Below are 22823 nucleotides of genomic sequence, written 5' to 3' on the forward strand. Positions count from 1 at the left end.
AAGTAAAGGTATAAATACTGACTTAAAACAGAATAATTACTTATCAATATCGGGAACAATATCGGGGCGTTCTTTATTTTCCCAACCAGCAGGACGTTTAGAGTTATACCATGCAATAGAGCCAATAGTAACCGCTGCAATAAAGCCTAATCCTAAAACCGCTGTTGCTGCATAGGGGAAATGAGGTTCATTGCTGGCAATTTGTAATAGGAGATTCATAAATTTGCTTTTTCTTTTTCTTAACTACATATAAGCTTACCCCTTAAACTATATCTGTCGCATCTCTCTTACTATAGATAAGTAAGTATATCCAAAGATAGATAATTAAGAAAGTTAGAAGTACAAGCTTTTTTCAAAAATCAGTTACTATTATTAATTACATTAATTAGTGTAATTATATCTATTGGCAGATAGAAAATACTTTGGTTGATTGATAGCTTAGGTATAAGATAAATATAATTAAAAACTTTTTTTAATGTGAAAACATAAGAGTTAATGTAAGTAGTAACTCAGATTATAACTGGCTAAAACTACTTTAATTTGAAGTAACTTTTAAATTTTCACTATTGTTCGTAACCTGTAATTAATACAGCTTATAAGTAGTAGTCTAGATTTTGAGAATAAAGAAATGGATGATAATGTACCAACTCGCGGACAACTAGAAAGAAAACTTTCGCAAAAAATTCAAGCATTCTATCGCCAAAGTTTAGGACATCAACCTTCTAAAGTAACTTGTCAATTTTTTAATACTAAATTAGCACTAGTTATTGAAGATTCAATAACTAGTGCCGAGCAAATTTTATTAGAAGAAGGTAAAAACGATTTGGCTAAAAAAGTGCGTTCAAACTTAGACGATGCTATCCAGCCAGAACTAAAACAGTTGATTGAAGAAGTCACTGGCACTGGAGTAGTTGATATTCTGAGCGATGCTACTTTGAATACTGGTCGAACTGGAATCATTATTGTTCTAGATCAAATTCCCAAAGTGCGTAATCCACAGAGTATTCCTAAAGCTAAAATTTAGTTTTCTAGGAAAAAAATCAAGAAATTTAATAACGCTCTCAAGAAAGTATCGTTCTCTATAATAGTTGCTAGTTTTAGTATTGCATATATTTTTTAAAACCTTTATAGAGATAAAATCATGAATGAAGAAGCTTTAAAAATCAAAAAAATTGACTCATTACTTTCTCAGAAAATAAGAGATGTCTACAAATATAAATTAGAACATCAGCTAGACAACATTTCCTATCAATTATCTGGGCACACTTTAGTTATAGTGCTGGAAGGTATAATTACTACTCCAGAAAAGCTACTAACAGATAATGATAATATTTATTTAGCACAACAAGTAAGAGCAGAAATTGATAATGTAATTCATCTTCAAATTCAAAAAATCGTTGAAGAAATATTAGATGTTAAGATAATGGATTTTATAAGTGATACTAGCATTCATCGCAATTTGACAGGAGCGATCGCCGTTCTTGAATTTAAATCAAATTACACTTTAGATGATTATAAATCTTAAATTCTAGTTCTTCAATCATATACGGTTTGCAAAGATAATCATCAAATCCTGCCGCATTAAGCCTAGTCTTATCTTCTGTACTAGTTAACCCCGTAACAGCAATAATTGGAATTTGAGAGAAGTTTCTATTCTGTTTGATTAAATTAGCAATTTCTAACCCGTTAAGTTTAGGCATTACGATATCCAGTAAAATAATATCTGGTAATAGTTTAGATACTAAACTAAAACATTCCTCGGCATCTTTGGTAGTAATAAAATACATTCCCAAAGACTCAATTACACAACTTGCAAACAACAAATTATCGCGATCATTATCGACAATCAAAATTAAAGGTCGATAATCTTTTGACTGCTTCTCGAATTCTTTTTTCAATGTAGAATACATTCTTCTGCAACATATTTGTGTTAACAGAGGCACTCTAAAAGCGGAGATATACGCCTATAGTAAATTGGCTCTTAAAATAAATAAACTAAGTCAATAATCTTAATCTTTGCTCAATTGAGGAAAGTAGATTTTAAGTTAGAAAGTTATGCTTATAAATAAGCTATAAGTATCGTACTTTAAATATTCAGAACTTTCAATATATCTTAATAATTTTAATAACTTTTAAAAAGTGGACAGTTTGGAGAAAAAGTGCGGTGGCTATTTCTCTGTTACATTCCCCAGATAACTAACACATTTATTTATTACTTAACTAATCCCGCCCGCAGAGCTCTAACTGCTGCTTGAGTGCGATCGTCAGCACATAACTTGTTGAGAATATGGCAAACATGAGTTTTGACTGTTCCCACAGTAATATATAGCTTTTTAGATATGTCTGCATTGCTACAACCAGCTACAATTAACTCCAGAACTTCCAATTCTCTGTCAGTTAAAGGATAAGTTTCGATTAGCTGCTGGTATTCTTCGGCTACAGCTGTAATTGCTTGAGTTTCATCATCTTCCGTGGTTGAAGAGATATTGACATTTACTGGGGTAGAAGTTGCCTTACTAGATTGAGCTTGCTTGAGTACGATACGGGCGATCGCAGGATCGATCCAAGCATTCCCCTCATGAGTATTGCGTATTGCTTGAACCAAATTATCCATGCTGACATCTTTAAGACTATACGAATCAGCACCAGCCGCAAATGCAGCCATAACTGAATCTTCGCTATCGTGCATAGTAAGCATTAAAATCTTGGTCTTAAAATCTTGTTGATCTGCTTGATATTGTTTGAGTTGCTGAGTAACTTCAATACCGTCTATGTCAGGTAAACCAATATCCACTAAAGCAACATCAGGTTGATGAGTTTTGACTTTATGCAGGCCATCATTGCCATTAGCAGCGTTATCGATAACTTCGACATCTTCATACTGTTTTAAAGCAGCACATAAGCCAATTCGACTTAGATCGTGGTCTTCAATTAAAACAACGCTAATTTTACTCATCGCTACCAATACAACTGTTATTTAAACTAATTATTCATATACTTTAATTATCTAATCTTCGGTTTTTTATTTCATCGTCCTTAAGATGTATATTGATTAGTTGTCAGTTATCGATTATCAGTGTTGAAAGATAATTTATTATAGATATAAATTTTAGGTCTTGTGGTTAGATGAACGAGTTGGCTACGATTGCTTCTTTTATGCCTCACGGGATGTGCTATCTATGGAAGCCTGGGCTAGTAGGTTTACATCTGGTTGGCGATGGGATTATTGCTTTATCATATTTTTCTATTCCGATTACCTTGATGTATATCTTGCGTAAGAGAACAGATATTCCTTTTAATAGTATTTTTTGGTTATTTGCAGCCTTTATTCTATTTTGCGGTGCGGGTCATGCTTTTAATATTTGGACGCTGTGGCACCCTGATTATTGGATATCAGGTGTGATTAGACTATTGACTGGTTTAGTTTCTCTAGCAACTGCAATTGTATTAATAATCAAAATTCCTCAAATACTAACCTTACCTTCACCAAAGCAAATAAATAGGATCAATCAAAAGCTACAGGAGAAAATTGTTGAATTAGAACAGCAAAAATCGATTATTCGTCAGCAAGAAGAATTTCTTCGTAGTATCTACGATAATGTTCAAGAGGCAATTTTTGTAGTTGATATGGAAGCAGATGGGATATTTCGCTATCAAGGATTCAACTCTGCTGCTAAGAGATTAACCGGTATTGAAGATGTCAATAAGAAAACTCCCTCAGAGCTATTTCCTTCGGCAATAGCTGCCGTAGTTGAACAGCACTATCGCGAATGTCTAGACTCAAAAACAACTATTTCTTACGAAGAATGTTTGCCCTTTTGCGGAGAAGAAACCTGGTGGTTAACTACTATCAATCCCATTCCAGATAAGACAGGCAAAATAAACCGCATCGTTGGAACCAGCTTAAACATCACTGAGCGCAAACAAGCTGAAACAGAATTAGATCGGGAAAAAAACTTTTTGCAAGCACTACTAGATAATTTATCTGACGGGATTGTTAGTTGTGATGAAAATGGCTTTTTAACTCTGTTTAATAAGGCTACTCAAAAATTACATGGATTACCACACCAAGCTATACCTGCAAATGAATGGGCAAAATACTATGATCTGTATCTGCCAGATGGTAAAGCCATCATGTCCCAAGACGATATTCCCCTATTTCGAGCATTACAAGGAGAATCGGTTAGGGACGTAGAGATGATGATCATTCCCAAACAGGGAAAACCCCGAATTATATTAGCTAACGGAGATCCAATTGTCGATCGCCATGGTAAAAAAATTGGTGCGCTTGCAGCTATGCGGGATATTACCGAACGCCGTCAAGCAGAAAAGGCTTTAGCCCAATTAAATGATGATTTGGAAGCTAGAGTAAAACAACGTACTATCCAATTAGAACAAGTTAATGCCAAATTGTTAACTATCACTGCTCAGTTAGAGAAACGCAATCAAGAACTAGATCAGTTTGCCTATGTAACTTCTCACGATCTCAAAGCACCTCTTAGAGCGATCGCCAATCTTTCTGAATGGATTGAAGAAGACTTAGAAGACAAACTAGATGAAGATACTAGATATAACATGAGCCTTTTGCGGGGCAGAGTTCGTCGCTTAGAAAATCTGATTAATGGATTACTTGATTATTCTCGTGTAGGTAGATTACACTCTGAACCTCAATCTATAAATGTCGGAGAAATGCTGGCTGAAATAATTGATCTGCTAAATGTTCCTGCAGATTATACGATTGAAATCCAGGGAAATATGCCAACTCTTATCACCGAGTTAATCCCGTTACAGCAAGTATTTCACAATCTAATTAGTAATGCTATTAAGCATAGCGATCGCCAAAATAGTAAAATTACAATCTCAGTAAGAGAGCAGGATAATTTCTACGAGTTTGCTGTAGCTGACAACGGTAAAGGAATTGACCCCCAGTATCATGAACGCATCTTTAGTATTTTTCAAACTTTGGAAGCGCGAGATAACCAAGAAAGCACAGGAATTGGTTTGGCAATAGTGAAAAAAGCTGTTGAGAATCAAGGTGGCAAAATTGCAATTGAATCTCAAATTAATCAAGGAACAACCTTTTACTTTACTTGGCTCAGAAAAAAATAGCTTATAAGTAGATACTAAATAAATATATTCTCAATATTTTGTAGATTATAAATCTAACTTTTAGGTGAGGCTTCATTAAATATATAAGTGGTATCGTAATACTATACATTGAGAAATATCTAGTATTATTAGCCCATTTATACTAACTAGATTCTAAATTACAAGTAGATTAATTATGGCAGAAAGAATAATTAATATTTTATTAGTAGAGGATGATGAAGTTGATGTAATGAACGTCAAACGGGCATTTAAAAAATATAAAATAACAAATCCTCTATACATAGCAGGAAATGGTATAGAAGCCTTAGCAATGTTGAGTTCGCAAAATGGGCAACGTCCGGAAGTACCAGAAGACAGACGATTAATTTTATTAGATCTCAATATGCCCAAAATGAATGGTTTAGAGTTTCTCCATGAATTGAGAAAAGACGAAACTCTAAAACGTACCCCTGTAATTGTTCTTACTACTTCCGATGAAGATAGAGATAGAATTGAAGCATATAACCTAAACGTAGCAGGATATATTCTCAAACCAGTTACCTTTACTAATTTTGCCGAAGTAATGGTGGCATTGAATAAATATTGGACTCTGTGTGAAATGCCTTAATTAATGAGTAATGAGTAATGAGTGAGGAGTAATGAGTGAGGAGCAGTTTTCAATATTGTTAGTTGATGATGATGAAGTTGATCGCCTGACGGTCAAGCGAGCATTAAAAAAAGCTGGTCTCCGTGCTTTATTGATTGAGGCTAAAAAGGGTGCAGAGGCGATCACCAAACTTCAACCAAGTGGAAATAATTTAGTTCCCGTTCCAGACACTAATTACTCTTCCCAGACAGTTGATTCTACTAATCACATTTTTGACTTAATCTTACTTGATTATCGCCTACCAGATATTGATGGTCTACATTTAATTGCCAAGATTAAAGAGTTAAATCTAGATTTACCTTTAATTGTCTTAACTGGGCAAGGAGATGAAGAGCTCGCTGTCGAGATAATGAAAGCTGGAGCAGCCGACTATCTCTCAAAAGCTAAAATTGAACCGAAAAGTTTGGCTAAAGCAATTGAGAATGCTATTCGTATCCACAGAGCAGAACAAGCAGTACGTTTAGCTAACCAGCGTCTCCGCGCCAGTAATGAATTATTGGTGCTAAAAAACCAGGAATTAGAAAGACAACAGCAGCAAATTAAACTACAGAATATTAAATTACAAGAATCTTATAATTTAAAGTCAGAGTTTTTAGCAACCATGTCTCATGAACTACGAACTCCGATGAATGCGATTATGGGTTTTTCTCAACTGCTATTACGCCAATATCCCGATCCTCTCACTGAGCAACAGCAGAATCTTGTGCGGCGAATTTTTAATAATAGTAAAAGTTTGCTCGATATGATCAATGAAATGTTAGATTTTTCTAAAATTGAAGCGGGAAAACTAGAAGTAAATTCACAAAAGTTTGATTTAAATTATTTAGTTAAGTTGACCGTAGAAGAATTACGTTCTTTAGCTATCCAAAAACATCTTAATTTAGCTGTCGATATTCAATTAGAAGATCAATTCATTATTCAAGACTTAAACTTTGTTAAACGAACTTTAATTAACTTAGTATCTAATGCTATTAAGTTTACCGAAGCTGGAGAAGTAAAGGTAAAAGTTTGGTCAACAGATGAAACTAAAGTTGCAATTTCTGTTACTGATACGGGTATAGGAATTGCACCAGAAGATCACGAAAAAATTTTTCAAGCTTTTCGTCAAGGAGATCAAAGTTTCACTCGAAAACACTCAGGAACTGGTTTGGGTTTAGCAATTACTCAATCCTTAGTCAAAATGATGGGAGGCAAAATTTCATTAGATAGCGAATTGGGCAAAGGAGCGACTTTCACTGTAGAAATCCCTCGTAAGTATGATGTATAAATATATCAATATTATTTAATATAATTTGTATTTAAACTCTCCTTATAAAAATGCCTGTTACGAAACTCATTAAAGATAATTATATTCTGGCAGTTGATGATATTCCTGACAATCTTTTATTAGTTCAATTGGCTCTCGAACAAGAGGGTCATCAGGTCGTCTTGGCTCATAATGGAGAAACAGCATTAAAGCAAGTTAAACAAGCACCTCCTAGTTTGATTTTATTGGATGTGATGATGCCTGGAATGGATGGCTACGAAGTTACACGTCGTATTCGTCAAGACAAAAATATTCCTTTTATTCCCATACTTTTAGTTACTGCGCGAGCAGAATCTAGTCTGGTAGAAGGATTAGATGCAGGAGCAGATGAATTTGTCCGCAAACCATTTCAAATTGATGAATTACAAGCTAGAGTGCGTTCAATGTTACGTCTCAAGGAAACTATCGATCAAAGAGAAAATTTTGTCTCTTGTCTAACTCATGACTTACGTACTCCCTTGGTAGCTGCTAATCGAATGCTAGATCTAATTACTCAACAGGCTTTTGGTGAAGTTACCTGTGAGCAGGAAGAAGCGATCGCCAATATTGTCAGCAGCAATCAAAATATGCTAAAAATGCTCAACACTTTGTTAGAGACTCATCACTACGAGTTAGGACAAAAAAGTCTTAGTTTTATTCCTGTGGATATGCAACAGCTTATTTCTGAGGTCGTTACCGAACTCGAACCTTTAGCCATAGATAAAAATATTGAGTTACAACACAATTTAGAACATGATGTAGCTGAAATTCAGGGCGATCGCTTAGAGTTACGTCGGGTAATTACTAATTTAATTGGTAATGCGATCAAGTTTACCGACACCGGAAGTGTCAAGGTATCTCTATCCCAAAATGAGACAGAGATTTTAATTCAAGTGGTAGATTCAGGAATTGGGATCTCTCCCCAAGAACAAAAAACTATTTTTCAACGATATCATCAAGGCAATCACAGGCGATCGGGAAAAGGCTTAGGTTTATATCTTTGTCAGCAAATTATTAATGCTCATCATGGGGAAATTAAAGTGCGATCGCGAATAGACGAAGGAACTACTTTTACTTTTTCTATTCCCAAGCCTTAAACTGATCAAAGAGCTATCATATATTAGCTATTAGCTTTTATTGGTTCTAAAAAATTGTGTAACCTGAGTTTGACGGAATTAAAAACACGACTTGGAAGGTTTCTCTAAAATCTTTGCACAAAAAAGATTTTGCATATAGAACATATATACTATTTTACTGAAATTACGTTGTTTTAATAGTGGATAAATATGCTAATCTTCCAAGTTATGTTTAATAACTTTCCAAGTCGTGTCTGATACCTAAATTTTCTGGCACTTACCTTGCTAAATCAAAAGTTTTGCAGGAATTCTAGGGGGATAGTTAAAAAATGCTTGTCATATCCCATCTAGCTTCTGCTGGACTTTCGATCGTGCCACGAACCCAATGTTCAACCAAATCTGACTTTTCACGGTATCTTGGGTCGAAAAAAAACTAGGTAATAATGTTCGCTAACTTTTGTTCAATCTTGAGGTTTCCTCAACCAAATCTGACAAACCCATTGAAAGTGTACTCATCCCTCGCTCCAAAGCTTCAATTCGACCACGACGTGATAGAGCTTCAACCGCTTTCAAATAAGCTTGACTTCCAGCTTTATAGTCATTCTAAATAGGAAACATATGAAATAATATAAGCTAGATGAGAAATCAATCAGGTTAGATGACTTATAGTGTAGATTTGCGAAAGCGGGTAGTGGACTTTGTAGCGGCTGGAGGCTCCAAAGCCGAAGCATCAAGAAGATATGAGGTAAGTCTATGGTGTGTGAATGATTGGTGTCGAAGAAAGAATTTGACTCCAGCACCACAACTTGGAAGAAAGCGAAAACTAGACTCTCTAGCAATTGCCCAACATATTCAAGAAAATCCAGATGCTTTGTTAAGAGAAAGGGCGCAATATTTTGGAGTGCATACGAGTGCTATTGGGTATGCCCAGAAGCAAATGAAGTTAACTCGTAAAAAAAACGCTGAAATACACTGAACGTAAGCATAGTGAGCGAATCAGCTTTCTGAGAAATTTACGTAAAATTGTCATTCTTGACGGATCAAGCAATTTAGTTTACTTGGATGAATCAGGCTTTGAAGAATATGTCTATCGTCCTTATGGCTGGTCAAAACGAGGACAAAAAACTTACGGCGATTGCCCGAAGGGCAGTGGCTTCGCCAATCGCAATGGTAAAAGAGGAACAAGAACAAGTCTGATAGCTGGCAAAAGAGGCAAAGAGTTGTTAGCACCAGTTCTTTTTAAAGGAAGTAAATGGTGCTTTATGGTTTAATCAATGGCTCGAAGAGCATCTAATTCCCGAATTGAAACCAAACTCCACTCTAATTCTTGATAATGCGGCATTTCATCGCAAGGATGATGTGTTTCGCATTGCCGAACAAGCGGGTCACAAAGTTTTGTTTTTACCACCCTATTCACCTGATTTTAATCGTATCGAACAAGACTTTGCGACGCGAAGCTAATCCTTTAGGGCATCCTCAAAAAAAGACGTATTTATTCCGCTCCTGGTACTTCCTTGGATGACATCGTTAAATCATACGGAAATTATTTAGAATGACTATACCTAAATATTGATGACGAGAAGGATTGCCATTTTTGGTGACAAAAATCGGCTCATGGGACATCCATTTGTAATACCAATAACGACCACCCTTTTTTCCTTTAGCTTGGTAGCGCACAATCCAACAACCAGACGGAGCAATTTCACCTTCGTCCCTTATGTCTTGAATATCTTGTTGGAGTTGTTTAATAAGATGTTTAAGTTCATCTAGACGAGTGGCTAGATCCTTCTGTTGACGGGCATTAGCCATAGTTCAGCTCAGAAATAATCGGATATAGTTGTGTAACAAAGTTCGCCAACTATATTCTCATTCTAGTCCTCTCCAAAGTTACAATCAACTCGCTTCTAAACTTCAACCAGGGGAGCGTAATTGCCATCCTTCACATAAAGATTGCAGCTCTAAAAAGCCACGCCATAACACCGTGATGCCAATATTACTCTTTCGGCGATGACTCAAGTAACCGCCCAAACGAGCTACAGCTTGTATCGCCCAAGCTACCGTTAAATCTACTGCGGTGACTGATTTTCCAAATTTGGCAGCTAAAACCTCAATTTGTACCTGATTTAAAATTGAAGATGCAGGTGCATCTGGTTTGGTTCGATGAACATAGGTCATTTTTAACAATTGTGCAGCGATATTCGTTAAAAATCCCAGTAAAACTTGCATACTATCTCCAGATAGACGATAGCTTTCCGCTTTACACCCTGACTTGAGAATTTTATGATATTCTTCAATTCGCCAACGGTAAGTATACCATCGTAAAATGGTTTGTGCTTGTTCCCCATTGGTAACGGGTTCGGAGGTCAAGATCATCCATTCTACGGGTTCACAGCCTTCTGGGGGGTCAATTTCTACGGCATAAACCCCATAAACTTCAAAATATTCTGGTTCTTTCATTCTGGCAGGACTGCGAAGTTTGATGGGTGCATATCTAATTGCCAGAGTAGCGGTTCGCTCTTTTCGATTGGGGGTTTGGCTAATTCTACTGCTACTTCCATCTTGATAGATTGAGATGGGAGCCATGACCATAAATAACTGTTTGACTCTGATAATGCCCTATTATGTGCTGCTCTTACCACTAACCCTGTATTTGCGGTTTGACTGACTTGTTCAAAGACTTCCGCGATATCTCCTTCTCGGTCAAATACATGAATTACTTTGGTGCTAATACTCTCTGGTTCGGATTTTTCTAAGAGTTTCTGGACGGATTGGAGAGCTTCTATCCATTTATAAGATTCTTTTTGTTCAATCGGACGTCTTCTTGCTTCCGCTTGCTTTTTCTGCTTCTGTTTCTGAGTTAAACTCTTACTTTCTTCATGATTTCGATGCCACAGTTTTTCTGTTAATAATCCTATGGGTTGTCCATTCTCCCCATTTACAGCTAAGGTGCTATGTAAAATTAGTCCATTCCCACCATTGCCAATGGGTCCATATTCGGCTCTTTTTTCGCGGATTTTCTTGTAATCGAGATAGGTTGTATCTCCTACTGCTAATACGATTGAGAGTTCTTTAATCTGCTCTGCTGTTTGAAGATGATAGGGTTGGCACACACTGTTTAGGCTAGTTTTCGGATTGGCAAAGAATTCATAAGCTCTTTTCAGGTCACTTGCTCTCTCAAAAATCGCGGAGAGTGGTTTGCCATATTTTAACGATAATCTCGATTCGATGAACATAGCCCTTTTGGTTAAACGCTGATCTCCAAAGTCACATTTTTCGGTTATTAAATTTTTGGTCTGATTCATTCACCACTCAAAATCTGCTCAATTATTTTGCTCTATCGAGAGGGCAGATTTCTCGAAATGGATAAAATTGTTAGCGAATATTGTTACACAACTTATATACCCTTCAAAAGATGCCGTGAAAAGTCAGAATCAGGGAAGACTACTTTGAACAACCTACGTTTAATTATTCAACCAACAATTATCTTCTGGATGATTATTCCCTGGTTAGATGTTTTTCCCAATCGCTCTTTACTACTTGGTAAAGAGCGACTTATCGCTACCATGAACCAATTTTCTTTCTATTTGCCTGACGGGTAAATTTAATTTTTGCTACTCTTAAATCTCGGAGAGTGACAAAAGAGGGATAAATTCGAGAGCGTAGGTATTGGGTATATCTATATCCGAACGAAACACCTGAGTGGTTGTATCAGCATTATCAAAGAGACGCAGCATACTCTCAGGCAGGATTGATATATCAGTGCCATTCTGATTCCAACCAGACAAGCTATACCAATCCGTCGAGAAAATTGAAGGATCTTCGGCTACATTTACTGTGACATTAGCTTGGACATCTCCACCTCTACCATCACTCGCATCTGGAGGATCAATACTTTCTTCTGTCAACCATTCAAAATTAAAGCTGGCAAATGAAATATTAAATGCTGGATTGAGACTAGGGTCGGCATCAGAACTAAGACCTTCATACAACAAACCAAAAATTATGTTGTAAACCAAGTACTCGGAAGTTTTCTAAATCTTGAACCTCCAAAATCACCATCATTTTGCCCATAATAAGTTAGATAAGCATCTTTATTGCTATCAAAATAGATTGAGCTATAGTGAAAAGCAGTAGGGCCTCCATCATCACCTCCGTCATATTCGATTATTTTAAAATTTTCCCATGTTTCACCATCATCATTACTAATGAAAGAGCCTAAAACTGGTCTTCTAATATAATCAACAAGTATTTCATGCCAGGGTTCAAAGATTAAAACTAACGTGTTTTCTCCTGGTATTCTTGCAATATTGGGAGGGGATTTTGGTTGAACTATATTGGTCGTTTCTGGTTCAGACCATGTATCTCCATTATCAGTAGAGACAGATTTGTAAATAAAGCCTGAATCAGTTCTACCAACCATAAGCAATTTATCAAGCGTAGCAGTAGTTGTAATTGCACATTCCCAAAATCCAAAATCTTTCCTGTTTCCAGTTCCAATTAAATCTATTTCATTTCTTAGCGGTCCAGCTTTTCTAATCCAGTTTAGACCATTGTTATCAGAGATATAAACATACGTAGCCTGTTCATCATGACCACCACCAAAACTTTGAAACCTAGTATGTATCGGGTAAAGTAAACGATTATTTGATTGAATTAATCTATCGTGAGAACCAGTCATACGGGGAAAGACCCCATCTGAAATATCAATCGGTTCAGACCATGTATGGCCCGAGTTTTCTGAAAACCTAAAAATGCGCCTTCCACTATTACCTGAAGTATCTACATCGGCATAAGATAAGCCCAAATTTTCATTAGGTAAATTAATAATGCTGGGAAGGATATATGTACGGCCACTGGGAGGTTCAAAGAGAACCTCTTCGGATGACCATGTATCTCCACCATTATTAGAGGTTTGAAAAGTAATGGCAGCGGGGGCTGTGTCACCATTGCCTTGATATCGACCATAATAATATCTAACTAAATCATCTTTGACTACTATTGAGCCTTCACCTCGTCGAGGATAGATATTATCTTTGGGTGCAATAAGAAAGCCGATTGGTGCAGGAAAATGATTTGAAGTTGTCGCAAAATCTGCATTCACATAATTACTGACACCGCTATCATTAAAGGCTCGAATCCGATGATTCCAACTCTGATTTGCTCCCATTCCTACGCTTTCAAAGCTAGTTTGACTAGCAGAGGCATCGCCAATCCAGTCCCAGCTTCCGCTACCTTGCATACGTTCAATTCTATAACCTGTTACATTACTGGGACTGGCTTCCCAGGTAAGCCTCATACTGGTAGCTGAAGTGACTATCTGTGATAGGTTCGATGGAGGAGTAACGCTGATTGGAATTAGGGTTATTTTATCAACAGAGATTTTGTAGCCGCCTTGCTCGCCAACAGCAGTTGTTTGAAACCGGAATGTGTAATCCCCATCTGTTGCAAAGGATTTAGCTCCTAACTCAACCGTTCTGTAAGTGTTATCAGGACCTACTGACTGGTTCTCCGCTGCTCCTTGGTTTACTTGACCAGTACCATCGGCATTACCAATAGACATCTGGACAATGCCTCTTACGGAAAACGACTTATATCGATATTCAATCATATAGTCTCCAGCCAAGATATTGGGAACCAAGAATTGAATATAGTCACCCACATTATCTGCATCCAGAATGATCCAATTTCCTTCGCTGGCATTAGAATCAGATATTAAGCGTGAGCTAGCCCCAGAAACTAATTGAGTTAAATTTTCGGCCTCCAATTCTGCAATAGTGCTAATTGGAAATAGAGTTATTGAATCAACAGAGATTTTATAGCCGCCCTGATCGCCAACAACAGTTGTTTGAAAACGAAATGTGTAATCCCCATCTATTGCAAAAGATTTAGCTCCTAATGCAATTGTTCTGTAAGTATTATTAGGACCTACTGACTGGTTCTCTGCTGCTCCTTGGTTTACTTGACCATTACCATCAGCATTACCAATGGACATCTGGACAATACCCCGTACGGAAAACGACTTATATCGGTATTCAACCATATAGTCTCCAGCCAAGATATTGGGAACCAAGAACTGAATATAGTCACCCACATTATCTGCATCCAGAAGAACCCACTTATCTCCACTGGCGTATATGTCGTCGATTATGCGTGAGCCTGCTCCAGAAACTAATTGAGTTAAATTTTCAGCTTCAAACAATTGCATATTTCAGTACCTGCGTAAAATCAAATTTATCTTTAAAGATTGGTAAACGGGTAAGTGATTGTACTGTCAACTTTGATACTTCTAGAACTTGTTTGATCAATTGTAAGGTTGGAAAAATTCTAGTGTTCCTTCCTCCGTTATCTATGAGACGGGATTGCATTGAGCTGAGAATTTATAAGCTCAATAACTTCTCTAGATTCCTCTGCTCGCTTACTGACAACGTGTTTAATAGATTGTCGAAGACTATCTCCTCGATTAATTAAATCTTTTGCTAAGTACAAAATCTCATCACACTCCTCAGCTTCAGGAAAAACATCAAATTCCCTGATTTTTTCATATTCAAGTACGCTTTGTAAGCTTTTCGTTTTATGAGAGTTAGAGCCAAGAAATATACAAGGTGTTCCACCTAATGAAGCTAAAATAGACGGATGATAACGTCCTGATATAAATAGTCGAGCATTAGCTAAAACAGAAGCTCCCATTAGAATAGGAACATGAACAGGTACTATTGGGGTCTCTGTTAGTTCCGCTATTTTCTCCAGAAACCTATCTCCGTTACAAGTTGTAACCAAATAAACATTCAAGCCTAATTTTTTGATTGTTTCTACTAATTTTTTATAAACAAGAATAGCTTTTGCATGATTACGAGCAGCAAGAGAACTACCACCGATACATATATATGGCTGGGAAAAATCTAGTTTTCCCAAATATTTATCTGACTCTGAAAATGGAATGATGAAATCACCGTTGTCTGGAAGGTAATTTTTCTCTCCAAATTGATATCGTTCTTGCCAGCTAAAAAGGGCGTCTGGAATCATTTTACAGTTGACATCAGAAACATAATCTTTAATCATTTCATATGAATAATTATCTCTGAAAGAAATACCATGACATTTTAAAAGTGTTTTAATTGCAACTTTAAAAGTTAATGCATTACGACCACTAACAGGACAGTCAGAAACCATAGCATTAACATAATAAACTGGCTTGTTTAAAAAATTAGCCAATTCTATCATCATAAGTTGAAACTTTAAGTCTGTTCTAGGAGGAGTAGTAAATATCATACTACCCTCACCATTAATAACAACTATTTCTACTGATGATACTTTTTCGTAAATTGATTTCAAAGCCTGATTTTTTTCTTTAAGCTTAAAAAGCTGACTCAAACTTTGAGCTGGATCTTCACTTAAAAAATCTTCTCTAAGCTTAATATTTAATAAATCCGTAAACTTAGATAAATGTTTTATTTTCCCTCTTGGTAATTGTCCCTGATTGACAGTTCTTTTATCAATTGTTGCAGTAATACTATTTTCTTGAGATAGTAATTGGTGTAAGCTTATACTTGTAGCACGGCATCCCCAATTGGGAATGTCTCTATTATCGTCAACAAGAAGTATATTCATTTTTTTCTCTTTCTTTATTCTTTATTCTTTATTCTTTTGTATCGTCTACTTTCACTGTAGCCATTTTGAGAGATCGCGGTGAATCAAGTCTTGTAGCTTCAATATGTCTTCTCGGTAAACCTGGATCAACTGTTTACGCACCTGTGGCAAGAGTGGTGGTTTGGTGAGATTTTGACTTTTTAGCCTATTGATAAGATCATATCTGATTCCATTTGGGATAAGAGGCTTTAGAATTGATTTAAGCAAATTGGGCTTAGTTAATACATTATGCAAGTATTTGTTTTTAGGAATAACAGATACATTATGTCTTGAGGAAATATTTGGAACAAAGTTTTCCTCAACCCCTATGAATTGAAAGATATCTTTGAGGATATTAATGGGATCAGCATTCCAGTCTTCGTATAGATAAACTTTAATTTGATCGTGATTAAATCTATCAAAATATGGCTTTAGCTGATTATAATAAAAACCTCTATTTCTATATTGCCAAGTCCATCCCCAGTTTTTGCTTACACGGTATTCTTCTTCTTGTAAAGCTTGGGTAAAATCAGTAAGAACTTCACGACCATTGCGTACAAGATGTAAGAACTGAGAGTATGCCCTGTCAGCAGGATCGCGAAGTATAGCGATCAGTTTTACATCAGGTATGTGATATTGTATTCTTTCAGCAGCTCTCGGACTACAAATATACCAAGGAGAAGCTTCTCCAATAGCGATCTCATGGGAAACTTCTTCAAAAAGCTTATGGTAATCTTTGATATCAGTAATATAATTACTAAATGCTTCTTGATCGCCTGGGCCTTGCCAATCAACCTGTACTCCCTCAAAAGCAAAAAATTTTGGTTCCTTTACAGGACTCATATAAATTTGGGGATGCACTTTTAGAGAATGATACAATGCAGTCGTTCCAGCTTTAGCTGCACCTATAATGAGGAAATTTGGCATCGACATAATATTTTAATTCTTCTAAAAATCATCTAATTTTTCACTAAGACAGTCTTTCTCTCTAAACCTCAGCACGGTTCAAGGATTTTCAGGATTTTTATTGATTTCTTGCTGGCTTTTGCTTAGAACTTTCCACGCTCTTGGTTGATAAAATATGCAATTACTCATACTTCCATCTCCTTCCACCTTAAATCTATAAGACTCCACAACATCAAAGGTAAATATCGGAGCTTTCCTCAAAATAATTTTCATCGAATAGATGCCAGGTTTTAAGCCCACATATGGCATCTCTATTTGTATTTGATTTTCTCCTGATGACATAGTAAACGGTTGTTTATCATTATGGTTACTCAGCGTCAAAGCTACTTCGTCACCTCCAGAAATTTCTCTAATTATCACCCGTACTATGACATCTCTAATACTATTTTTGGCATGGCAAACTATACAAAGATAGGCTGGTTCACCACTTTTTAGTGAATCTTTGATATTACCAAAAATATCCCTAAATGAAAGTGCAATAATATCTAAACCGAAACTCTTATGTTTGGGTTTTTTTGGAAATATTATTTCTCCTGGATATGTTTCTACCCCTCCTAAAAATAAGTCTTCTTCATATCGATTCATGACTACGTCTGGAGCGTCAGATACAATCAATTTTCCCTTGATTAGGTAAACTGCAGAATTACATACAGATAGTACTGATTGTGGATTATGAGAAACTAAGATAAAAGCTACACCCTTCTGGCGTAGCTCATTCAATTTGCGATGACACTTAGCTCTAAATTTTAGATCTCCTACAGCTAGCACTTCATCAATCAATAAAATATCTGGTTCTGTATGAATCGCACTAGCAAAACCTAACCGCGCAGCCATACCAGAACTATAGGTTTGCACAGGTGCGTCAATCGCGTCACCAATTTCGGCAAACTCAACTACATCATCAAATCTCTCGTCAATTTCTTTTTTAGATAAACCCAAAATTGACATATTGGCATAGATATTCTCTCTTCCTGTCAAGATAGGATTAAAACCTGCTCCTAAAGCAATTAGCGGTGCTACTTTACCTTTTACTTCAACAGAGCCAAGATCGGGTTTGATTAAACCGGCAATAATCCGTAGCAAAGTTGATTTGCCACTGCCATTTTTGCCGACTAGTCCTAGAGCTTCTCCTTTACGCAGTTGAAAAGTCACATCATCTAAAGCCCAGAACTCTTTTGCTCGCAGGCGATCGCTTTTAGTTCGTAATCCTGTTAAATCTCCAGCAATGTCTTGTACTCCGTAAAATAAAGAACGTTTTAAATCTCGACAAAACTTTTTAGCAACTCCTTGGACAGAAAGAACAACTTCGCTATCGCTAGAGGAGTTATTATTTGGCTGTTGAGCGGTATCAATTTTGGGGTTTGTATCAATAATCATCTATGAACTAATCCTCTCAACTACATAAGGCATTGCTACTCGATAAAAAATCCAAGTCAAAAACAATCCCAGCATGGCAAAAATGCTCGCCAACCAAAATCCTTGAGGATTAGAAACCAGACCAGTAGTTGCTAACTCCCTGGTAGTAACTAATAAAGGAGTAACAGGATTGAATTGTACTATTGTGCCAAATATACCTTCATTGGGTACTGGATAAACAACTGGGGTAATAAACAGCCACCAGCTAGTGGCCAAAGTCAAACCCATAGAAAAATCTTTGTATAATGCTCCCATAGGCGCCAGAAGAAGACCAAAAAATGTTCCCAGCATCACTAAGTGAATCAAAGCTACAGGAGCTAAGATTACGCTCCAAGTAACAGGCATTTTAAACCAAATAAATAACCCAATTATTAATATCAGCTTAATTCCAAAGTTAAAAAATACTTCACCCAACTTAGCCATAATTAATGCTTCACGGGGAAAGTTAATTTTTGCCATCATTGCTTTGGCTTGGGTAACAGCTTGCACTGGTCCTTGCAATGATTCCACAAAGGTTTGCCACAGTGTCATACTAAACATGACATAGGCTGGATACGGCAGTTCCGTATTACCTAAATTAATTACTCCCCCATTTTTAGCCAAGGTAAAGCCAGCTGCGGTTATAATTGGCGGAATTATGGCCCAAAAAATACCTAAGAAAGATTGACGGTATTTGGCACTAATATCTCTAATTAATAATCGCCATGCTAGTTCTCTAGAGCCCAGTAAATCTCGCCACATCAATCCCAATAATTTCTTAGGACGACGCATTTGACTTTCAGGAGTGTAAACAGTTTTAATTAATTTACGTCTTTTTTTTCGTTTGATAAGAGAATTCATATTTTAAATATGACAGTTTGATTTGGTAAAAAATTAGAATGTTGTAAACAAAACTTGGTCATTCTTTTTTTGGCAATATACAGTGGATTAAATTTTTCATATTGCTTAAAATCCGAAAAGAGAAAAATTAAACCGTAGCGTCTAAATACTTTTGATCTTGATAGTAATAGCTATGACTATGAAGTTCTTGACTGATATCTACTCCATTGGCCACAACTCCTAATAAATTAAAATCCCGATCGCCTAATAATTCTGTAGCAGCTGCCACACTATTATAATTAGCAACTCCAGGTCGCACAATTAAAAGTAATCCATCAGCTAACTTACCTAAAATTTTACTGTCAGCTAAACCAACTAGAGGAGGCGTATCAAAAATAATACAATCGTAATAATCGGAGAGATCAGCAATAAAAGTCTTGATTAATAGAGAATTAAGCAAAGATATTGGATGTTTAGATGTTGTTCCTGAAGTAATTAAATCTAGATTTGGCATTACCTTCTGTATGGCATGGTGCCACTCAATTTCTTCTCGAAGTACATTGGTTAATCCTTCATCATTAGAAACTTCCCATAAATTATGTTGAGTTGGGCGACGTAAATCTCCATCGATTAACAAAACTCTTTGGTCGCACTGAGCTTGGGCTACAGCTAAATTAGCTGAAACAAAAGATTTACCTTCTCCTGAAACTGCGCTAGTGACAACTATAACTTTGTTGGCCACTTCGTTGTCTAGCAATTTTAGATTAAGTTGAATATTGTGATAAGCCTCTCTAATAGGCAATACTGAGATGTTTCTAGCTGCTATACGAGGCAAATTTACTGTCGAGCTATCGGGCAAAAGTAATAGTTCGCTGGCTTCAAATTTATTTAAGTCTGGAACTTCGCCAGTCAAGGAATAAGGAAAAATCGCTTTAATTTCTTGAGTATTTTTAATTGTCTGATCCCTTATATCAATTAAGAATGCCGCGCCTACACTTAGTAGAGCTCCAGCTACTCCAGCACCACCGACGATCATTTTTTTTCTCGGTCCAACAGGGTCTTCTGGAATATCAGCCTCAGATACCACCCGAACATTACCAACATTCTGTTGCTCGGCAATTTGGGTTTCTTGTAACTTATCAAGCAGAGTTTGGTAAGTAGATTGAGCAGCGTTGACGCGACGTTCAAGTTCTCTTTTTTGCTCTTGTAGTCTTGGTAAAGTGTCAGACTTTTGCTTGTGGGATTCGTAGGTATTTTTAAGAGTTTTTAATTGTTTTTCTAATCCTTCTTTTTGTAAGCCTAAGTTAGTAAATTCAGCTATCTGGTCCTGTTTTAGTTCACCCAAGCTCAGAATATTAATATTTTCAACTATGGCTTGCTGTCCCTGACCCAAAGTTTGAGCTATATGTCTATCCAACAGAGCAGCTAAATCTGCTTCTTCTTCTTTGAGGGTAATAACTTGGGGAGCATTATCGGATAAATAATTCTGCCTTTGCGCTAGTAATACTTTTACTTCTTGTAGTTGCTCTAATACCCTCTGTACGGCTAAAGATTGACTTAAAGCACTAACTGCCGAGGCTTCTTGTCTACTCATATTTAATTGCACCTGGAGCCAACTGTAGCGCGCGTTAACATTTTCTAGTTCAGCTTCTACTTCATCAATCTGATGGGAAACATTAGAGAGAGAATTAATATTAGCAGTTGTTTCTTCTTCCAAACTAGCGATACGATTTTGATTTTTAAAATCACGAAGATTTGCTTCAGCTTTTTTAACATTTGCTTCTACTTCGGGCAATTGTTTATCGATGAAATCTCTGGCTGAGGCAGTTTCAGAACGGTTATTTAAAGTATGATCTTCGACGTATAGTTCGATTAATTTGTTGACAACTAATGCTGCGAATCCAGGATCTTTATTAGTATAGGTTATCTCTAATATATCTGTTCCCGTAATAGGCTTTACCTTAACTGCTTCTTCCAGGTTTCTGGATCTTAATAGTTGACCATCATCATCTCTTAAATCTAGCTTTTGAATCAGCTTTTTAAGGACAGGTCGAGATTGTATAATTTCTGCTTCAGTTGATAGAGGATTACTATCAGTGGTTAGACCCTTTATTTCTCCAGTACCATTTTCTAACCCAGTAAGCTTTGCACTTCGGTCGACTTTAATTAGTAGTTTAGCTTCAGCTTCATAAATTCTATCTAGAGACAGTGCATATACTAAAGAAAAACCAACGACCCCCAAAAATATTCCTATGGAAGGTATCCAGCGCCGCTTTAACACCAACCAGTATTTTTGAAAGTCAATATACTCATCCAAATGTGCGTTTGAAGTCATCAAAATCTTATACCTATAGCTAATATGTATTTAATAAGCACCTTTACTATTTAGAACTACTCCAATAGTTCGTAATAAAATCTCAAAATCTAATGCCAAAGACCAATTTTGAATGTATTCAAAATCCAAGTTAAATAGATTTTCCGAATCAGTGTCAGAACGACCACTTACCTGCCAAAGACCAGTAATTCCTGGTAGAACTTCGTGACGAAAGTAGTGTTCGGGAGCAAATTTTTCAACATCTCGTAATGGTAAGGGGCGGGGACCTACCAAACTCATTTCTCCCCGTAAAACGTTAAATAACTGAGGCAGTTCGTCAAGGCTATATTTACGAAGATACTTGCCAACTCTGGTAATACGAGGATCGTCTTTAATTTTAAATAATACTCCTCCATTAATTTCGTTCTTGCTTTCCAATTGCTGTTGTAGCTGATTGGCATTTTGCACCATAGTGCGGAACTTCCAAACTTTAAAGTAATTACCTTTTAGCCCAACACGAGTTTGTTTGTAAAAGACCGCTCCAGGGGAGTCCAATTTGATTAACAAAGCGATCGCCATGATTGGCAAACTCAAAACAACTAACAAGATAAACGAGAATGTAATATCAAATATGCGCTTGCTTAAAAAATCAATCCCCACAATTGGTAGCTCACTGATACTCAAAGCTGTGATTCCCTCAAATTGGGAAATTTCTAGATCATTTCGATTGATTTGAGTTTCTAGCTCAAGTATGCGCCAGTATACACCACAAGAGCGTATTTTCCAGAGAAAGGCTTTTGACTCTTTGATTTGGTGCCCAGAGCAAATCAAAATTTCATCTATTTGTTTCAGATTGAGTTTATCAATCATGGTGACAACTTTATCGTAATCATCAAATTTTGATAAATCTAACTGAATTCCTATTTGATACTCTTTGCTGTTTTTTAATAGTGGTATGCACTTTTTCAGATCTTCCCGCTCTCCAATCAGCATTACTTTGACTTTCAAGGGAGAATATCTTTGACGTAAATGTAATAGCACCTTAAAGATCGCCAAACGAAAACTATTACTCAGCAACAAAGTAAGTAACCAAGCCCAAAATAGCTGAGAAAAGTGATTTGTTCCATACAGTTCCCAAACTATTGGGATTAAAGCTAAATAAGCTAGAGTTATTGCCTTTAATGAATTGATTGGATTTCTGCTTTTGTCTCCTCGACCGTAAGCTTGAAAAGCTGATAACAAGAATATACTAAGAAATAAGAAAGATGAAAACAATAAGTCGATTTCCGAACCCTGCCACTCGGAAGAAAACAAAAGTGTGAGTCTATTGTCATTAGTAGCCAAATGCCATCCTAAGGCGATCGCTACTAGATCGGATGTAGTTAGCACTACTAATCGTGTAATATTGCGAACGTCGAATCCTATATTTTGAGGTAAACGAAGATCACGAGCTTTATTGCTAACTGCATATATCTTTTTCTTGTTTGTTAAGAAATAAGCTGGTCTATACATTTTTTTGTTTTGTATTTAAATGGTCTTAACAGCATCACCTTTATCAGCTTCTCC

The 22823-nt window shown here is 36.5% G+C and carries 18 protein-coding genes and 3 pseudogenes; 8 read left to right on the forward strand and 13 right to left on the reverse strand.

Annotation, left to right across the window (positions count from 1 at the left end; translation table 11 throughout):
- Positions 1 to 36: 36 nt before the first annotated feature.
- Entirely contained in the window at positions 37 to 219 is a 183-nt protein-coding gene (gene psb35 / locus PLEUR7319_RS0103080; RefSeq protein ID WP_019503744.1) for a photosystem II assembly protein Psb35, read from the reverse strand.
- 409 nt (positions 220 to 628) lie between these two features.
- Between psb35 and PLEUR7319_RS0103085 the strand changes: the two genes are divergently transcribed.
- Both PLEUR7319_RS0103085 and PLEUR7319_RS0103090 read left to right on the forward strand, forming a co-directional pair.
- Positions 629 to 1024 carry a DUF2294 domain-containing protein gene (locus tag PLEUR7319_RS0103085; RefSeq protein ID WP_019503745.1) on the forward strand — a complete coding sequence of 132 codons (396 nt, stop codon included), beginning with the start codon at positions 629 to 631 and terminating at the stop codon, positions 1022 to 1024.
- 117 nt (positions 1025 to 1141) lie between these two features.
- Positions 1142 to 1525: a Na-translocating system protein MpsC family protein gene (locus PLEUR7319_RS0103090; RefSeq protein WP_019503746.1), complete on the forward strand. Its 384-nt coding sequence runs from the start codon at positions 1142 to 1144 to the stop codon at positions 1523 to 1525.
- Here the strand turns inward: PLEUR7319_RS0103090 and PLEUR7319_RS0103095 are convergent.
- On the reverse strand, positions 1488 to 1910 hold the full coding sequence (locus tag PLEUR7319_RS0103095) for a PleD family two-component system response regulator (protein ID WP_019503747.1): 423 nt from the start codon (positions 1908 to 1910) through the stop codon (positions 1488 to 1490). The genes PLEUR7319_RS0103090 and PLEUR7319_RS0103095 overlap by 38 nt on opposite strands.
- A gap of 302 nt (positions 1911 to 2212) precedes the next feature.
- The gene (locus tag PLEUR7319_RS0103100) at positions 2213 to 2956 is read right to left on the reverse strand and encodes a response regulator transcription factor (RefSeq protein WP_019503748.1); all 744 of its coding nucleotides are present in this window, start codon (positions 2954 to 2956) and stop codon (positions 2213 to 2215) included.
- Positions 2957 to 3126: 170 nt separating this feature from the next.
- On the opposite strand from PLEUR7319_RS0103100, the gene PLEUR7319_RS0103105 reads away from it, so the two are divergent.
- The 5 genes and pseudogenes from PLEUR7319_RS0103105 (at position 3127) to PLEUR7319_RS43345 (ending at position 9672) form a co-directional block, all read left to right on the forward strand.
- Positions 3127 to 5109, forward strand: a complete 1983-nt coding sequence (locus PLEUR7319_RS0103105; protein WP_019503749.1) for a PAS domain S-box protein — start codon at positions 3127 to 3129, stop codon at positions 5107 to 5109.
- Positions 5110 to 5284: 175 nt separating this feature from the next.
- Positions 5285 to 5716 (forward strand): response regulator, encoded by a 432-nt coding sequence (locus PLEUR7319_RS0103110; protein WP_019503750.1) that lies wholly within the window; start codon positions 5285 to 5287, stop codon positions 5714 to 5716.
- Positions 5717 to 5747: 31 nt separating this feature from the next.
- On the forward strand, positions 5748 to 7022 hold the full coding sequence (locus PLEUR7319_RS0103115) for a hybrid sensor histidine kinase/response regulator (RefSeq protein WP_019503751.1): 1275 nt from the start codon (positions 5748 to 5750) through the stop codon (positions 7020 to 7022).
- A 50-nt stretch (positions 7023 to 7072) separates the two neighbouring features.
- Positions 7073 to 8137, forward strand: a complete 1065-nt coding sequence (locus PLEUR7319_RS0103120; RefSeq protein ID WP_019503752.1) for a hybrid sensor histidine kinase/response regulator — start codon at positions 7073 to 7075, stop codon at positions 8135 to 8137.
- Between the two features lie 637 nt (positions 8138 to 8774).
- Positions 8775 to 9672, forward strand: a pseudogene (locus tag PLEUR7319_RS43345) (IS630 family transposase).
- Here PLEUR7319_RS43345 and PLEUR7319_RS34050 read toward each other — a convergent pair.
- Together PLEUR7319_RS34050 and PLEUR7319_RS43350 are read right to left on the reverse strand one after the other, a co-directional pair.
- Positions 9644 to 9925 carry a hypothetical protein gene (locus PLEUR7319_RS34050; RefSeq protein ID WP_019503389.1) on the reverse strand — a complete coding sequence of 94 codons (282 nt, stop codon included), beginning with the start codon at positions 9923 to 9925 and terminating at the stop codon, positions 9644 to 9646. The pseudogene PLEUR7319_RS43345 and the gene PLEUR7319_RS34050 sit on opposite strands and share 29 nt — an antisense overlap.
- Before the next feature lie 102 nt (positions 9926 to 10027).
- Positions 10028 to 11418, reverse strand: a pseudogene (locus tag PLEUR7319_RS43350) (IS4 family transposase).
- Positions 11419 to 11541: 123 nt separating this feature from the next.
- On the opposite strand from PLEUR7319_RS43350, the pseudogene PLEUR7319_RS0103140 reads away from it, so the two are divergent.
- Positions 11542 to 11715, forward strand: a pseudogene (locus tag PLEUR7319_RS0103140) (IS701 family transposase); the annotation flags it as partial.
- A gap of 18 nt (positions 11716 to 11733) precedes the next feature.
- Here PLEUR7319_RS0103140 and PLEUR7319_RS0103145 read toward each other — a convergent pair.
- From PLEUR7319_RS0103145 to PLEUR7319_RS0103180, 8 genes are all read right to left on the reverse strand, one after another.
- Positions 11734 to 12132: a hypothetical protein gene (locus tag PLEUR7319_RS0103145; protein ID WP_019503754.1), complete on the reverse strand. Its 399-nt coding sequence runs from the start codon at positions 12130 to 12132 to the stop codon at positions 11734 to 11736.
- On the reverse strand, positions 12117 to 14321 hold the full coding sequence (locus tag PLEUR7319_RS0103150) for an exo-alpha-sialidase (RefSeq protein WP_019503755.1): 2205 nt from the start codon (positions 14319 to 14321) through the stop codon (positions 12117 to 12119). Before PLEUR7319_RS0103150 ends, PLEUR7319_RS0103145 begins: the two co-directional genes overlap by 16 nt.
- Positions 14322 to 14458: 137 nt before the next feature.
- Positions 14459 to 15724, reverse strand: a complete 1266-nt coding sequence (locus tag PLEUR7319_RS0103155) for a polysaccharide pyruvyl transferase family protein (protein ID WP_019503757.1) — start codon at positions 15722 to 15724, stop codon at positions 14459 to 14461.
- A gap of 51 nt (positions 15725 to 15775) precedes the next feature.
- Complete coding sequence (locus PLEUR7319_RS0103160) at positions 15776 to 16675, reverse strand: sulfotransferase (RefSeq protein ID WP_026102275.1); 900 nt, start codon at positions 16673 to 16675, stop codon at positions 15776 to 15778.
- A gap of 72 nt (positions 16676 to 16747) precedes the next feature.
- On the reverse strand, positions 16748 to 18085 hold the full coding sequence (locus tag PLEUR7319_RS0103165; protein ID WP_019503759.1) for an ABC transporter ATP-binding protein: 1338 nt from the start codon (positions 18083 to 18085) through the stop codon (positions 16748 to 16750).
- Positions 18086 to 18964 (reverse strand): ABC transporter permease, encoded by an 879-nt coding sequence (locus PLEUR7319_RS0103170; protein ID WP_019503760.1) that lies wholly within the window; start codon positions 18962 to 18964, stop codon positions 18086 to 18088.
- Between the two features lie 127 nt (positions 18965 to 19091).
- Positions 19092 to 21278, reverse strand: a complete 2187-nt coding sequence (locus tag PLEUR7319_RS0103175) for a polysaccharide biosynthesis tyrosine autokinase (RefSeq protein WP_019503761.1) — start codon at positions 21276 to 21278, stop codon at positions 19092 to 19094.
- A gap of 30 nt (positions 21279 to 21308) precedes the next feature.
- Positions 21309 to 22769: a sugar transferase gene (locus tag PLEUR7319_RS0103180; RefSeq protein ID WP_019503762.1), complete on the reverse strand. Its 1461-nt coding sequence runs from the start codon at positions 22767 to 22769 to the stop codon at positions 21309 to 21311.
- Positions 22770 to 22823 lie beyond the last annotated feature (54 nt).

The sequence above is a fragment of the Pleurocapsa sp. PCC 7319 genome, assembly GCF_000332195.1.
Lineage (GTDB): Bacteria > Cyanobacteriota > Cyanobacteriia > Cyanobacteriales > Xenococcaceae > Waterburya.